The organism is Bradyrhizobium sp. 1 (assembly GCF_023073315.1).
GTDB lineage: Bacteria > Pseudomonadota > Alphaproteobacteria > Rhizobiales > Xanthobacteraceae > Bradyrhizobium.
Genome location: NZ_JADPJH010000038.1, coordinates 133,774 through 148,950 on the forward strand (window position 1 = coordinate 133,774; position 15,177 = coordinate 148,950).

Below are 15,177 nucleotides of genomic sequence, written 5' to 3' on the forward strand. Positions count from 1 at the left end.
TGCACTGGTTGCGAACGACTGTTCACGCCGGTCTATTGGCTGTCCCACGAGGACTACGCTAATACTTCGCGCGAAGTGGTCGCCAATCAAAGGCGTCCGGAGAAGCCTTGTGAAGTCCAGCGTGTGCCTTCTGACAGCCTGCGATTCCGTTCAGCAGCCGCTCGCAGATCTTACCATCCCGCGTATGAAGGCCTTCGCCGGGACACACGGCTACGAGCAGCGCTTCATTCGTGGCGACAATTGGAAACGTCCGCGCGGATGGCTGAAGATCGAGGCGATCCGCGCCGTTCTCGAAGACGGTTTCGACTTCGTGCTCTGGATGGACATCGACGCCATCGTGCTTCGGAACGATGTCGATGTCAGGACGGCCGCGGTGGATGCTGCCGACCTCCATATGGCCTGGCACGGCCCGGAGACGTCCGAGATCATGGCCGCCGATTTCATTCCACATTTCAATTCGGGCGTCATGCTGATCCGCGCGACCGACTGGTCACGCGCGTTTTTCAAGCAGGTCTGGGAGACCGGCCAATTGCGGCATCCCTGGTTCGACCAGGCCACCATCCTCCATTTGCTCGGCTATGACGGTTGTCTGGGGCTTGGACCCAATCGTCCTGACGAGCCCAACCGGTCCCGTCTCGCGCGCCTCGACACCGCCTGGAATTCGATTCCGGGTCTTGCCATGGCGCCTGATCCGATCGTTCACCACTATGCAGGGATCGGCAATCCGTCGACTCGGCTCAGGATGATCGAGGCGGACGCCATGACCGCGCCGCTGCGCGAGCATGCGAGTCCCCAATTGCGTCAGACGTTTTCCCATTTGTTCAGCCTGTGGCGCGACGACGCTGCCATGCGCGACTGGGTCACGACGGAGCGGGACTCCGCCTTGGCCAAACTCCACGCCGTCGCGGCCGAAGGACACGGGTTGCTGGCGGAGAGGGATACCGCGCGGACGCAGCTGGCGGCCGTCCGCAACTCCACCTCTTGGAAACTCACCGGGCCGCTGCGTCGGATCATTGAATTGTTTCACCGCCGAAGAGAGCACGCGCTGCCGAAGGCACCCGATTGCTAGAAATACGCGGCCCTGACAAAGTTTCCACCGCAGAGCAGGGCCTGTCGCTTGCGACCCTGGGCTCCTCCTCCCTTCCGAAAGGAAATGCCGAGTTCGTCCATGCGATTCATGCATTCTTCCAGCAGGACGATCTCGCCGCCACGTTCGAAATCATCGATGATCATGACAAACCCGCTCGGATCGAGCCTTTCAACGATCTGCAAGGCACAAAGCCGCGAGAACCGTTCCCCGCGACGGTATGCCGGCGGACCGTCGACAAGCAGGAGGTTGATGGGGGTCTTTTCGAGAACGGTAAAGTCGTAGCCGCGTATCCTTCGTCCGGCCGCCGTTTGCTCGATCAGGGGCGAATGAACGAACCGGCACGGGGCGCCCTCGTCATCGATGTCCCGGGAAAGTTCGGCGATCCAGCCGGCATCATGCTCGACCGTAATTCGGCGACCGCCCCACGCCCCAGATCTTCTCATGTCGTTCAAGAGCATGGTGCTTTGACCAGCACCAAGCTCGACCGCGATCTCGGGCTTCAATTCCACAACGCAGCGTGCCAACAGATAGAGCAGGCTATAATTTGCGGCGCCTCCCAACGGATAGAACCTGTCCTTGACGCCAACATTTGCGATGTCTCTCCGAAACAGCTCCATGTAGATCGCTTCCTGGTCCGGCCGAACAAGAGCCGCGTCCTTCAACCAGCCCTTCAATTCGGCTTTCAGGAACTCAACCGCCGTCGCGAATTTCATGAACGCCCCTAGGATGACCCAACAATCGCGCGGCAATCTTGGACAGTTGCAACTCGTTTGTCTAACGCACCCTTTCGGGCCACGCGCCTTACGGTCGGCGCTTCGCGCCAAGTGCCGGCCGATACCCTGTCCTTCGCCAAACCCACTGGTTGCGCCGCCACGGCCACGCTAGAATTCCCCCCATGACAGTGACCGACATTGCGAGCCGGACCTACAATCACAGCTGGCGGCTGGATCCCATCATCCGCAGCCTGCTGGATACCGACTTCTACAAGCTATTGATGTTGCAGATGATTCGGGAAGACTACCCGAATCGGCAGGTGACATTCTCGGTCATCAACCGCTCGCGCCATGTGCGGCTCGCCGAGATCATCGACGAGGGCGAGCTGCGGGCCCAGCTCGACCATGCCCGCACCATCCGCTTCAGCAAGAAGGAGCTGATCTGGCTTGCCGGTAACACTTTCTACGGCAAGACCCACATGTTCTCGGCGGACTTCATCCGCTGGCTGGCCGAATTCCGGCTTCCCGAATACGAGCTGCGCAAGGTCGAAGGCCAGTACGAGCTGCATTTCCACGGTCCCTGGACCCACACCACGATGTGGGAGATTCCCGCGCTCGCGATCCTCAACGAGTTGCGCTCGCGCGCGGCGATGAAGGGCCGCGGCCGCTTCGAGCTCGACGTGCTCTATGCCCGCGCCAAGGCCAAGCTATGGACCAAGGTCGAGCGGCTGCGCAAGCTTGAGAATTTGCGGCTCTCCGACTTCGGCACCCGCCGCCGCCACGGTTTTCTCTGGCAGCGCTGGTGCGTGGAGGCGGTGAAGGAAGGCCTGGGCCCGTCCTTCATCGGCACCTCCAACGTGCTGCTCGCGATGGACAACGACCTCGAAGCCATCGGCACCAATGCGCATGAGCTGCCGATGGTCGCAGCGGCGCTTGCCAAGGACGACGAGGAGCTGCGCTGGGCGCCCTATCGCATCCTCGACCAGTGGCGCCAAACCTACGGCGGCAATTTGCTGATAGCGCTGCCCGATGCCTTCGGCACCAAGGCCTTCCTGCGCGATGCGCCGGAATGGGTCGCCGACTGGACCGGTTTCCGGCCCGATAGCGCACCCCCGATCCAGGCCGGCGAAGAGATCGTCGCCTGGTGGGAGAAGAAGGGCCGCAACCCCAGGGACAAGCTGCTGGTCTTTTCCGACGCGATGGATGTCGGCTCAATCGAGGAGACCTATCACCACTTCGCCGGCCGGGTGCGGCTCTCCTTCGGCTGGGGCACCAACCTCACCAACGACTTCGTCGGCTGCCCGCCGGACGGCTCGTTCAATCTCGATCCGATCTCACTGGTCTGCAAAGTGTCGTCGGCCGATGGTCATCCGGCCGTCAAGCTCTCCGACAATCCGGAGAAGGCAACCGGCCTGCCCTCGGAGATCGAGCGCTATCTGCGTGTGTTCGGCGACGCCGGCCGCGTGCGCCAGCCGGTGCTGGTCTAGCGCCGGGCCAAACTCTATCGGTCGGGTAAACCGCGCAGGACGAATCCGACGCATTGGTGCGCCAATGCAGCGGGTGGTTCCGGTTTGTCGGCATTTGCCGCAATCTGCGCGCTTCCACTTCACAACGACTTCACCCTGCGCCCAGTCTCCCGCATCTTTCAGGTCGAGTTGAGCAACTTTCTCCTCTACTTGGCGTTGCACGCGCAACGTTCAGCTGGGTCGTTGAGCTATTTGGGGAATGCAGGGTGCTTCGCAGAGCAGCGTCGTCGACGAAGGGACACAGCTTCCTTCACGTCATCAAGCTCGTCTCGCCTTTCGTGATGGTCGTCGTGCTTCAGGCGGCGATCGCGGGATTCAGCCTCGAGGTGATGTCATCGGTCCGCGCCTATGTCGCGGGTGAAGCGCTATGGTCGCGCTCGCAAAAGAACGCGGTCTATTTCCTCAATCTCTATCTGCATTCGGGCGACAAGAGCCAGTTCGCGCAGTACGAGGCCTCGCTCGCCGTTCCCATCGGCGACGAGTTCGCGCGATGGGCGCTTGAGCGCGATCCTGTCGACGTCGAGGTCGCCCGCATCGGCTTCCTGCAAGGCGGCAATCATCCTGATGACATTCCGGGATTGATCTGGCTGTTTCGCTATTTCAACCGCGTCAGCTTCCTCCAGGAAGCGATCCACGAATGGGCTGCCACGGACCCCATGCTGCTGGAGCTGAGCGTGTTCGGCGAGGTCATCCGGTCCGATCTGCAGAAGGGCCCCATTCAGGACGGCGGCCGCCTGCAAGTCCTGTCGTCGCGGCTCTCGGAGCTCAACGCCGAGTTCACGGTGCATGCCAACCGCTTCTCCACTGTCCTTGGCGAAGGCTCCCGCGCCATCAAGATGACGCTGACCTGCATCAACATCGCCACCGCCGCGACGCTGATCCTGCTCCTGATCTGGCACACGCGGCGACTGGTGCTGCAACGACAGGCGTTCGAAGATGCCTTGCATGACGAGAAGGAGCGCCTGGTGTACCAGGCATCGCATGACTGGCTGACTGGTCTTGCCAACCGCCGTGCCTTTGAGGCGCGGCTGCAAAGCGAGCTGGACAATATCGCGGCGGGCTCGCTCGCTTTGATCCTGCTCGACCTCGACCAATTCAAGAACGTCAACGACAGCTGCGGCCATCTCGCCGGCGATCGCCTGCTCTGCCAGGTCTCTCACCTGCTGCAACAGGACCGGCGGCCGCATGATCTGGTGGCCCGGCTCGGCGGCGATGAATTTGGCCTGATCCTGCCGCGGTGCTCGCCCGCAACCGCCGTCGATATCGCCGAACGGCTGCGGCGATCGCTGGAGCTGTTCAGCTTTGCCTGGGACGATCGCCTCTTTGCGGTGACCGCCAGCATCGGCGTCACCTGCATCGCCGACCGCGACACCACGCTCGAGGATGCGATGCGGCGCGCGGATGCCGCCTGCTATCGCGCCAAGGACAAGGGGCGCAACCGGGTTCAGGTCGACAGTTTGCGGCCGGATATCGTTCTCGTTGCGGCACGGCCGCGCGAAGCCGCGCGCGCGTGACGTTGGCCCCTTTCACTTCGCGGGCAGAATCCCAAGGCCCGCGAGATGCACGTCGACAAACTGCTCCACCTGCTGGCGCAGCATCTGGGGCGGCACGGCGATCATGCGCTCCTCGAGGCCGAGCGAAATGATCCCATGCACCGCTGAAAACAGGGTGCGTGACAACAGCGCGATCTGCACATCGTCCGCATCCGGGAGCAACCGCACCAACGGCGGGTGCATCAACGCGAAGGCGTCCATCACCAGCTGAAGGATGTCATCGGGATAAGGACGATCATCCTCCATCCGGTGCTCGAACAGCGACCGCAGCAAATTGGCGTGCGTGGCGAAGAAGTCGAGATAGGTCTCGGCCAGGCCGTAGAGCTGGCGGACAGGGTCTTCACTCGGAACTCCCCCAAGTCGCGCCGTCAGCGCCTGAACGGTCTCCCGGTTAACCGTCAGGATCACCCCGTCGAAGTCGCCGAACTCGTTATAGACGCTGCCGACCGAACAGCCGACGGCCTCCGCGACGTCCCGAACTTTCAACGATCTCAAGCCCTTGGACGCGATAATGCCGCGGGCGCTGTCCAGGATCTGGAGCCGCCTCCGAAATCTTTTTTGGTCTCGCAGCGATTCTTCTTGAACATTGTTCATTTTAAAGCTACTCATGTGAACATTGTTCAAATTAACCCGGAGACCTGTAAAATGCAAACCCTCGCTGTGGATATCGCCACCACCTTTCTCGACGACGCCGCGGCTCTCGTGACTGGCCTTGGCCGAGCCGTCCTCAAGCTGGCCATGGCGCCGATCGATCGCATCGCGAATGCCTGCGACATTGCCGGTGTACTCACCGAACGCCGCGCCACTTTCCGGATGTGGCGTGCCAACCGCTCCCACGCCCGTCGCGAGGGCCGCCGCTTCAGCCTGCTCGGCCACCTCTCACCCTTTCGCCACCTCGCCCATCTCACCTGAGACGGGCACAGCCGGCACGTTCCGCTCGGCTCGAATGCAAGATCCGGTTGCAAGGAAGGAATTACCATGTCCCGCCGTTCGCAGCCGGTCTCACGGATTTCAGTGATGCGGTTCAGCTTTTCCTCATCGCCGACGCGATACCTCGATAGGTGCGGCCCTTCCGCCCGAATCGCGGCCGGGGCCAGATATTTGCGAACCTAACGAGACCACTTGGAGACCAACAGGATCGGAGGAACCGAGGGGGCAGGCCGGCGACCGTCGTCACCCTGCAATCGTTGGTCCCATACTCTTCCGGTCGTGACGTTTCACCGACTGCGTAACAACCTCTGCCTTTCCAAAACAGGACTCGTCATGATCAGGGATTTGATGTCGTCACGCCGCTTTGCGCCGCTGTTCTGGGCGCAATTCTTCTCGGCGCTCAATGACAACGTGCTCAAGAACGCACTCGTCATCATCCTGCTTTACAGTGCCGCGACCGGCCACGGCGATGCCCTGGTGACGGTCGCGGGCGCCGTCTTCATCTTCCCCTATTTCATCCTGTCCGGGCTCGGCGGCCAGCTCGCCGACAAATACGTCAAATCCGTCGTCGCAAGGCGGCTCAAATTCGCCGAGATCTTTGCTGCGGCCTTTGCCGCCGCCGGCTTCTTCCTGCATTCGGTGCCGCTGCTGTTCGCAGCGCTCGCACTGTTCGGCATCATCGCCGCCCTGTTCGGCCCCGTGAAATACTCCATGCTGCCGGACCAGCTCGCGCTCGGCGAGCTCGCGACCGGCAACGCGCTGGTCGAAGGCGCGACCTTCATGGCCATCTTGCTCGGCACTGTCGCCGGTGGCCTGTTCGTGGCCGGCTCCGCCCATATGGGCTGGGTCGCATCGGCCGTCGTCGTGCTGGCCCTGTTGTCGTGGGCCTTCGCCTCCCGCATTCCGCAAACAACGCCGTCCGCGCCCGAGCTGCCCGTCGACGCCAATCCCTGGACCTCGACGATCAGCCTGTTGAAGACGCTGCACGCCGACCACCGGCTGTGGGACGGCACCGTGATCGTCTCCTGGTTCTGGCTGGTCGGCGCCATCGTGCTGTCGCTGCTGCCGGCGCTGGTCAAGGATGTCGTCGGTGGCTCCGAGGGCGTGGTCACGCTGTGCCTTGCGATCTTCGCGATCGGCATTGCCATCGGCTCGCTGTTCGCCGCCAGCCTCAGCCACGTTCGCCCGAACCTCGCGCTGGTGCCGATCGGCGCGATCATCATGGGCTTTGCGGGTCTCGACCTCGCCTGGGCCATCGCCGTGACCAGCAAGGGTCAAGACATCGCCGCGGTTGACTTCGCGACCTCCTTCACCGGCCTGCGCATGCTGCTCGACTTCGTCGCCTTCGCATTCGGCGGCGGCCTGTTCGTCGTTCCCTCCTTCGCGGCCGTGCAAGCATGGTCGGCTCCGAACGAGCGCGCCCGCATCATCGCCGCCGGCAACGTGCTGCAGGCCGCCTTCATGGTGGCCGGCTCGCTGTTCGTCGCGCTGTTGCAGGCGGGCGGATTGCATGTCGGCTGGATCTTCTTCGGCCTCGGCGTCGCCAGCTTCGGCGCGGTCTGGTTCGTGCTGACCAAATGGGGCAAGGAAGGCGTCCGCGATTTCGGCGGACTCTTGTTCCGCGCCCTGTTCCGCACCGAGATTCGCGGCCTCGAGAATCTGCCGCCTCCGGGCACGCGTATGCTGATCGCGCCCAACCATGTCAGCCTGATCGACGGCCCGCTGCTGCACGCCGTGCTGCCAATCGACGCGAGCTTCGCGGTCGATACCGGCATCTCCAAGGCCTGGTGGGCAAAACCGTTCCTGCGTGTGGTCAAGCACTATACCATGGACCCGAGCAAGCCGCTGGCCGCGCGCGACCTGATCAAGCTCGTCGCCGCAGGCGAACCGGTGGTGATCTTCCCGGAAGGACGCATCACCGTCTCCGGATCGCTGATGAAGGTCTATGATGGCACCGCGATGATCGCGGACAAGGCCGACGCCGTGGTCGTGCCCATTCGTATCGAGGGCGCGCAGCGCTCGCATCTCAGCTATCTCAACGGCAGCCAGGTCAAGCGCTCGTGGTTTCCGCGGGTGACGGTCACCATCCTGCCGCCGGTCAAGCTGCCGGTTGATCCCGCGCTGAAGGGCAAGGCGCGCCGCAATGCCGCGGGCGCCGCGCTCCAGGACGTCATGATCGATGCGATGGTCAAGAACGCCATGCTCGATCACACGCTGTTCGAAGCGCTCGGGCACGCCTATCGCGACCGCGATACCGGCAAGGTCATTGTCGAGGACGCGCTCGGCACCAAGCTGACCTATCGCAAGCTGATCCTCGGCGCGCAGGTCTTGAGCCGCAAGCTCGAGACCGGCACCGCCGTCGGCGAGAATGTCGGCGTGCTGCTGCCGAATTCCGCGGGCGTCGCCGTCGTCTTCATGGCGCTGCAAAACATCGGCCGGGTCCCGGCGATGCTCAACTTCTCCGCCGGCCCGGTCAACGTCCTCGCCGCCATGAAGGCCGCGCAGGTCAAGACCGTGCTGACTTCAAAAGCCTTCATCGAGAAGGGCAAGCTCGACAAGCTGATGGCCGCGATCTCCGCCGAGGTCCGCGTCGTCTATCTCGAGGACGTTCGCGCCTCGATCGGCACGGCCGACAAGATCAAAGGCCTGCTCGCCGGCACCGCGCCGCGCGTTATCCGCCAGGCCAACGATCCGGCCGTCGTGCTGTTCACGTCGGGCTCGGAAGGCACGCCCAAGGGTGTCGTGCTGTCCCACCGCAACATCCTCGCCAACGCCGCGCAGGCGCTGGCAAGGGTCGATGCCAACGCCAACGACAAGGTGTTCAACGTACTGCCGGTGTTCCACTCGTTCGGGTTAACAGGTGGAATGATGATGCCGTTGCTCGCGGGCATTCCGATCTACATGTACCCCTCGCCGCTGCACTACCGCATCGTGCCGGAGCTGATCTACCAGACCGGTGCCACCATCCTGTTCGGCACCGACACGTTCCTCAGTGGCTACGCACGCTCGGCGCATGCCTACGACTTCCGCACCCTGCGCCTGGTGATCGCCGGCGCCGAGGCGGTCAAGGACCGCACGCGGCAGGTGTTCATGGAGCGTTACGGCATCCGCATTCTCGAAGGCTACGGCGTGACTGAAACCGCGCCGGTGCTGGCGATGAACACGCCGATGGCCAATCGCCCCGGCACCGTCGGCCGCCTCTCGCCGCTGATGGAAAGCAAGCTCGAATCGGTCCCCGGCATCGAGGAAGGCGGGCGCCTGTCGGTGCGCGGACCGAACGTCATGCTCGGATACTTACGGGCCGAAAATCCCGGCGTGCTCGAGCCGCTCGCCGAGGGCTGGCACGACACTGGCGACATCGTGGCGATCGACCCGGCCGGCTTCATCACGATCAAGGGCCGCGCCAAGCGCTTTGCCAAGATCGCGGGCGAAATGGTCTCGCTCTCGGCGGTCGAGAACATCGCGACGACACTGTGGCCACAGGCGGCATCGGTCGCCGTGTCGATCCCCGACCAGCGCAAGGGCGAGCGCATCGTGCTGCTGACCACGGAGAAGAATGCCGAGCGCAGCGCGATGCAGGCCCAGGCCAAGACGATCGGCGCGTCCGAGCTGACCGTTCCGGCGGCGATCATGGTGATCGACAAGGTTCCGCTGCTGGGCACCGGCAAGACCGACTATGTCACCGCGACGACGATGGCCCGCGAGCAGGCGTCCCCGCCGGAGCGCGAGGTTGCGTGAGATCCAACCCATCGCCGTCGCACCGGTGGATACCCGGTGCAACGGCGTGGTTTTGCTTCATGGCATCGGGGTCGGCTCCTGGACGCTGAAGCGGCTTGAGCGAGCGCTACAAAGCCACGGTTACGCGACGCTGAACCTTGACTACGCCAGTCGCAAGAAGCCGCTCGAAGAGCTTGCGGACGAGATCCACGCGTCGATCGCCGCCTTCGCGGAGCAGTGCGATGGCACGATCCACTTTGTCGCCCACTCCATGGGCGGGCTGCTCGCGCGGGTCTATATTTCGAGGCATCGCCCCGCGCGGCTCGGCCGTGCCGTCATGCTGGGCACGCCCAATGGCGGAAGCGAGGTCGCCGATCTGCTGAAGGATTTTTCGATTTATCGCGCTGCATTTGGCCCGGCCGGCCAGCAGCTTACGACCGCTCAAGCGCCCGTGCTCATCGACCTGCCGTCGCCCGATTACGCGATCGGCATCATCGCGGGATGCCGCACCATCGCGCCGATCGCGTCAGCTTTCGTCCTGCCGCGCCCCAATGACGGACGGGTCTCAGTCACGAGCGCAAAACTGCCCGACATGGCCGACCATATCGTGGTGAAAGCGTCCCATACCGGACTGCCACGCCACACCGTCGCGATCGAGCAGACCATCGCGTTCCTGCACGACGGTCGCTTTCGGGCTATCTGACTCTCAAGACCCGGCTTCGCTGCGCCGCTCCTGCGCGTAGCGCACCAGCGCCGCGAAGCGATAGATGCCGTGCACGAATTTGCCGTAGGGCATGGTGATGAACAGCGCGAACACCGCGCCGAGATGCAGCGCCAGCAGCGGCCCCATCGCAGATGTCTCGCGCAGGAGCAGAAGCAGCATGCCGGTGACACCGGTCAGGAACAGCATGGCGATGAAGCCGACATCCATGCCGTAGCGGTTCTCGTCGAGCAGCTCAGGCGCGCGGCGCGACTTTGCGATGAACAGCCCAATGGGGCCGACGATGAGGCCGATCCCACCGAGCGTGCCGAGCACCACGGGCAGGTCCCACCACGGGTACGGCGCCTCGCGTCCGAGGAGATAGTGATACAGCGTCGCCACCGATGTCGCGGCGAAGCACAGCAGGAAGCCGTAGAACGTCAAATGGTGGTACAACTTTCGCCGGTCGGTCGGCTTGTCGTCCTCATTGTAGCAGCCGACGCCGCCGCCATGGAGATAGCGCAGCTCGCCGGCATCGCGCATCGCCTGGAAGATGGAGCCGCCGTCCGCGCGGCCACCGATCGGCGTACCGATGTCGCGCCAGAAGGCACGCACGCTCATGACCAGCGCGAGGATCGCAAAGAGGAAGGCGGCGCTGAACAAAGCCGCCATCGCGTTATGCGGCATCAGTTTGTAGAACGCACCGGGGCCGGTGTGCACACCGAACAATACGTTGCGGTCGTTCAGGGCGGCGAAGCCGAGGATGAAGGCCGCCATGCTGAGCGCGGCGACGATGCTGATGACAAGCCCGTTGCGCGCGAAGGCGCCGGACAGCGCCAGCGGCCAGGCATAGGCCGCATAGGATTCAGCGCGCGCAACCGCCAGCGTCTTCGGGACGTTGACGTTGAATTCGTGCGGCGGCGAGAACTGGCAATCGACGTAGCAGGCACCGCAGGAATGGCAGAGGTTGGCGAGATAGTTGAGGTCGCCATCGGAGAAGGCACGGCGCATCTCCATGGCAGGAAACACTGCGCAAAGACCCTCGCAGTAGCGGCAGGAATTGCAGACCGTCATCAGACGGTCGGCTTCGTCCAAAATTTGGGTTCCGTGCATGGCTTTACTTCGTCAGACCTTTGCCCTCGAGCCATTTCTGGATCAGGGCCGCGACCTCGAGGTTGTTCTTGTCCATCATCACCAAATGCGAATTGCCCTTGATGCCGGCCTGCGGGAGGTCGACGATGTCGACGCTGCCCCCGGCCGCCTTGATGGCGTCGGCAAAAGCAATGCCGTTGGCCCGGATCTTGGGCCAGCGTGAATCGCGCTCGATATAATCGCCATAGATGATGAGCGTCGGAATGTTCTTCAGCACATCCGCTTTGGCGGGATCGCCGATGCCGGCGGGCTCGATCGCAATCAGCGCCTTGACTTTGTCGGGCCGGGCTTGCGCGACCTTGAAGCCGAAGCTGCCGGCCTGGCTGTGGAACAGGATCACCGAGGGGCCGACGCGATCGATCTCGGCGATATAGGCGGCGACGGTCGCATCGTCAGTCGTGGTCCAGCGCGGCACGTTCTGCTTGACGAAATTCTCGTAGCCCTCGACGGGAAACTGGTTGCCCGGCAGTACCTTCCGTTTGGCGGGATCAGGATCGTAGGAATTCGGCCCATCGCCGATGCGGAAGCGCTCGAACGGATTGGCCGTGGTGAGGAAGACCGGCTCGCTCTTGAAGATATCTGGATATTGCGCCCACCCCGCGCGTCCGCGCTCCACCGCGTCGGAATTGTAAACCGCCCACCCCTTGCGCAAGAAATAATTGAGCCAGCCTTCGCGTCCGTCAGGCGTGGTCTCGTAGGTGACGCCGGTCAGTCCGCCGCCATGCCACATCAACAGCGGATAGGCGCCCTTCTCGTTGGCCGGCAGGAAATATTGCACGTACATCTGCTCGACCTGATAGGTGCCGTTGGGATCGACCTTGGCCGGCACGCCGCCAGGCGCGAACACGACCTCCCTCACCGGCTTGCCGGAGATTTCGACAAGGCGGCCGCCGACATGGAACGAGCCCATGTCGCGCAGGCTGATCGGCTCGGCGGCGCGGGCAAGGCCGACCATCAGCAGCGCCGCGATCGAAGCAATGGCAATGCGTGACATGGTTCCTCCTGGCGTCATTTCTTCATTCTGGTTCTTGATTCTAATTCTTGGCGTGGCGTGCCGCTTCCCGCCCCGCGATGCGTCCGAACACGCTGCCGATGGTCATGCCCATGCCGGCGGCATAACCCTTGCCGAGCACGTTGCCGGCCATGATCTCGCCGGCCGCAAACATGTTGGCCGAGGACTTGCCGTCCGCCATCAGCAGCCGCGCTTCCTTGTTCACGCGCGTGCCGAGATAGGTGAAGGTAATGCCGGGCCGCACCGGATAGGCAAGATAAGGCGGCGTCTCGATGCGGCGTGCCCAATGAGTCTTCTGCGGCGTGATGCCTTCGGTGCGGCAGTCGTCCAGAATGGTGTGATCGAAGGTGCCGGGCTGCACCGCCGCGTTGAACTCGGTGAGGGTTCTCTCCAGGGCAGCCGGATCGAGCTCGAGCTTGCCGGCGAGTTCGGCAATCGTCTGCCCGGCAATCGGCGGAAACAGCGTCGGCATAAAACTCGTGACGACGGTGGAATCGAAGATGATGTAGGCGATCTGGTCGGGCTGCGCTGCCACCAGCCGGCCCCAGATCGCGTAGCGCTTCGGCCAGATATCCTCGCCCTCGTCATAGAAGCGCTGTGAATGCTTGTTGACGACGATGCCGAACACGACGGAGTCATGGCGGGTGATGATGCCGCCGTCGAATTTCGGCGCCCGCGCATCGATCGCCACCGCGTGGCACTGGGTGGGATCGCCGACCTCCTGGACACCCTTGGCGAGCAGCATCTTCAGGATCGAGCCACGATTATAGGGCGTGCCGCGGATCAGGAAGTTATCCGCCGCCTCGCCCCAATATTGCTTCAGCCATTCGATGTTGGCCTCGAACCCGCCGGCCGCGGCAACCAGCGACGTCGCGCGGATCTCGGTCTCGCCATTGATCGGCCGCTTGAGGCGCGCGGCGAGGAACATGCCGTCCTCGATCACGAGGTCGGTGACCTCGGCGTCGTATTCGACCTCGACGCCAAGATTCTCAGCGGTGAGATAGAGCGCGTTCAGCATCGCGCGGCCGCCGCCGAGGAAGAAGGAGTTGGTGCGGCCGAGGCTCAGCGTGCCGCCGAGCGAGGGTTGCCAGCGTACGCCCTGCTCCACGATCCAGTTCAAGATGTCCTTGGATTCGCGGATCATGTGGCGGGCGAGCACCTCGTCGGTCTGCCCCCCGGTGACGCGCAGCAGATCCTCCCAGAACTCCTCTTCGGTGTAGGGGCCGGTGAGGATTTCGGTGGCGGCGTCATGGGCGCAGCGCATGTTGCGAGTGTGGCGGGTGTTGCCGCCGCGATAGAATTTCGGCGCGCCTTCGAGCACGAGCACCGAGGCACCGCCGCGCCGGGCGCTGATCGCCGCGCACAACGCCGCGTTGCCGCCCCCGATCACCAGCACGTCGTATTTGCTGCTCATGCCGTCTGCCCGATGCGACGAAGTTAGAGACATTCTTCTCGCCAACGGCCCCGGTCAACCCCACATGGCCATTGCGTACTTTTGTATACAAAGATATACAATGCCCGTGCAAGCGGCATCTCTGCATGGGCAGGATGCGCATTGAGGGACCATGGCCAGACGCCCGGCAAAGACAGGTGGATCAATCGCGCGTGGCGCGGGTGTTGCACTGGGCGAAGCAGTGTTCCGCTCGCTCTGCGAGGCCCTCCAGGCCGGCAGCTACCGCGCCGGCGACCGTCTCCGTGAAGAAGAGGTCGCACAGCGGCTGAAGGTCAGTCGGACGCCGGTTCGCGAAGCTCTCGGGCGCCTCGCGGCGCGCGGCTTCGTCGAGCCCGCCGGTGGCCGCGGCCTGATCGTGCGCGACCTCGACATCTCAGAGGTGCTCGAGCTCTACGCCATGCGCGAGATCATGGAAGGCGCCGCCGCGCGCCTCGCCGCCGGGCACGCCTCGGCGCCCGAGGTCGACGCACTCAGAGATATCGAGCAGGCCTTCGTCGAGGCGCCCGCGACCGACGCTTCCGAGATGGCGAAGCTCAACCGCGCCTTCCACGAGGCGATCTGCCGCGCCGCGCGAAACCGCTATCTCGACAATGCCTCGCGCGAATTGCAGGACTGGATCGCCCTGCTCGGCCCGACCACCTTCACCGTAACCGGCCGCCCCTCGACCAGCCACGCCGAGCACCAGGCCATCATCGACGCCATCGCCGCGCGCGACGGCGACAAGGCCGAGCAGCTCGCGCGCGTGCATATTCGCGAAGCGCTGCGCTGCCGGCTAAAACTTTTGCAGAAGCAGTAGCAGAGCGCGGCGATCAGGCGACCAATTCCGCGGCAACCGCCTTCAACACATCCCGTACATCGGTCGGCCTGAGCCGCACCTGCAATCCGCGCTGGCCGCCATTGACATACACATGGCCATGCGCGAGCGCGCTCTGCTCGATCACGGTGCCGACCTGCTTGCGCTGCCCGAACGGGCTGATGCCCCCGACCTTGTAGCCGGTGACGCGCTCGGCCTCCGGCGGCTTCATCATCTGAGCGGACTTGCCGCCGGCTGCAGCGGCGAGCTTCTTCATCGAGACTTCCTGGTCGGACGGCACGATCACGCAGACCGGCTTGCCGTCGACCAGCGCCATCAGCGTCTTCAAGACGCGCGCGGGGTCTTCGCCGAGTGCGGCGGCGGCCTGGAGCCCGATGCTCCCGGCGTCAGGATCGTAGTCATAGGTGCGGATGGTGAAGGCAACACCGGCGGCTTCAAGCGCGCGCGTGGCGGGAGTGACTTTGGACATGGGCGATATGTACCACCGTCATTGCGAGGAGCGAAGCGACGAAGCAAT

Annotated in this window: 13 protein-coding genes; 7 read left to right on the forward strand and 6 right to left on the reverse strand. The window is 63.8% G+C overall.

Features of this window, described 5'->3' with window-relative positions:
• Positions 1–184: 184 nt before the first annotated feature.
• Complete coding sequence (locus IVB29_RS36550; protein ID WP_247508276.1) at positions 185–1,069, forward strand: putative nucleotide-diphospho-sugar transferase; 885 nt, start codon at positions 185–187, stop codon at positions 1,067–1,069.
• On the opposite strand, the gene IVB29_RS36555 is transcribed toward IVB29_RS36550, so the two are convergent.
• Positions 1,066–1,803, reverse strand: a complete 738-nt coding sequence (locus IVB29_RS36555; RefSeq protein WP_247508277.1) for a class I SAM-dependent methyltransferase — start codon at positions 1,801–1,803, stop codon at positions 1,066–1,068. The two genes, IVB29_RS36550 and IVB29_RS36555, sit on opposite strands and share 4 nt — an antisense overlap.
• Positions 1,804–1,985: 182 nt before the next feature.
• Between IVB29_RS36555 and pncB the strand changes: the two genes are divergently transcribed.
• Together pncB and IVB29_RS36565 are read left to right on the forward strand one after the other, a co-directional pair.
• On the forward strand, positions 1,986–3,290 hold the full coding sequence (gene pncB / locus IVB29_RS36560) for a nicotinate phosphoribosyltransferase (RefSeq protein ID WP_247508278.1): 1,305 nt from the start codon (positions 1,986–1,988) through the stop codon (positions 3,288–3,290).
• A gap of 245 nt (positions 3,291–3,535) precedes the next feature.
• Positions 3,536–4,843, forward strand: a complete 1,308-nt coding sequence (locus IVB29_RS36565) for a GGDEF domain-containing protein (RefSeq protein WP_247508279.1) — start codon at positions 3,536–3,538, stop codon at positions 4,841–4,843.
• Between the two features lie 12 nt (positions 4,844–4,855).
• On the opposite strand, the gene IVB29_RS36570 is transcribed toward IVB29_RS36565, so the two are convergent.
• Positions 4,856–5,476, reverse strand: a complete 621-nt coding sequence (locus IVB29_RS36570; RefSeq protein ID WP_247508379.1) for a TetR/AcrR family transcriptional regulator — start codon at positions 5,474–5,476, stop codon at positions 4,856–4,858.
• Between the two features lie 51 nt (positions 5,477–5,527).
• On the opposite strand from IVB29_RS36570, the gene IVB29_RS38620 reads away from it, so the two are divergent.
• The 3 genes from IVB29_RS38620 (at position 5,528) to IVB29_RS36580 (ending at position 10,232) form a co-directional block, all read left to right on the forward strand.
• Entirely contained in the window at positions 5,528–5,794 is a 267-nt protein-coding gene (locus tag IVB29_RS38620; protein ID WP_346731330.1) for a hypothetical protein, read from the forward strand.
• 351 nt (positions 5,795–6,145) lie between these two features.
• Entirely contained in the window at positions 6,146–9,550 is a 3,405-nt protein-coding gene (locus IVB29_RS36575; RefSeq protein ID WP_247508280.1) for an acyl-[ACP]--phospholipid O-acyltransferase, read from the forward strand.
• Positions 9,543–10,232: an alpha/beta fold hydrolase gene (locus IVB29_RS36580; protein ID WP_247508281.1), complete on the forward strand. Its 690-nt coding sequence runs from the start codon at positions 9,543–9,545 to the stop codon at positions 10,230–10,232. Before IVB29_RS36575 ends, IVB29_RS36580 begins: the two co-directional genes overlap by 8 nt.
• 3 nt (positions 10,233–10,235) lie before the next feature.
• Here IVB29_RS36580 and tcuB read toward each other — a convergent pair whose 3' ends face one another.
• The 3 genes from tcuB to tcuA are packed head-to-tail and all read right to left on the reverse strand — an operon-like array spanning position 10,236 to position 13,807.
• On the reverse strand, positions 10,236–11,342 hold the full coding sequence (gene tcuB, locus IVB29_RS36585; protein ID WP_247508282.1) for a tricarballylate utilization 4Fe-4S protein TcuB: 1,107 nt from the start codon (positions 11,340–11,342) through the stop codon (positions 10,236–10,238).
• A gap of 4 nt (positions 11,343–11,346) precedes the next feature.
• Positions 11,347–12,375: an esterase gene (locus IVB29_RS36590; RefSeq protein WP_247508283.1), complete on the reverse strand. Its 1,029-nt coding sequence runs from the start codon at positions 12,373–12,375 to the stop codon at positions 11,347–11,349.
• A 40-nt stretch (positions 12,376–12,415) separates the two neighbouring features.
• On the reverse strand, positions 12,416–13,807 hold the full coding sequence (tcuA, locus tag IVB29_RS36595) for an FAD-dependent tricarballylate dehydrogenase TcuA (protein WP_247508284.1): 1,392 nt from the start codon (positions 13,805–13,807) through the stop codon (positions 12,416–12,418).
• Positions 13,808–13,958: 151 nt separating this feature from the next.
• Here tcuA and IVB29_RS36600 point away from each other — a divergent pair, with 151 nt between their 5' ends.
• Positions 13,959–14,642, forward strand: coding sequence for a GntR family transcriptional regulator (locus IVB29_RS36600; RefSeq protein WP_247508285.1), 684 nt, complete (start codon positions 13,959–13,961; stop codon positions 14,640–14,642).
• Between the two features lie 13 nt (positions 14,643–14,655).
• On the opposite strand, the gene ybaK is transcribed toward IVB29_RS36600, so the two are convergent.
• The gene (gene ybaK, locus IVB29_RS36605; RefSeq protein WP_247508286.1) at positions 14,656–15,129 is read right to left on the reverse strand and encodes a Cys-tRNA(Pro) deacylase; all 474 of its coding nucleotides are present in this window, start codon (positions 15,127–15,129) and stop codon (positions 14,656–14,658) included.
• Between the last annotated feature and the right edge of the window lie 48 nt (positions 15,130–15,177).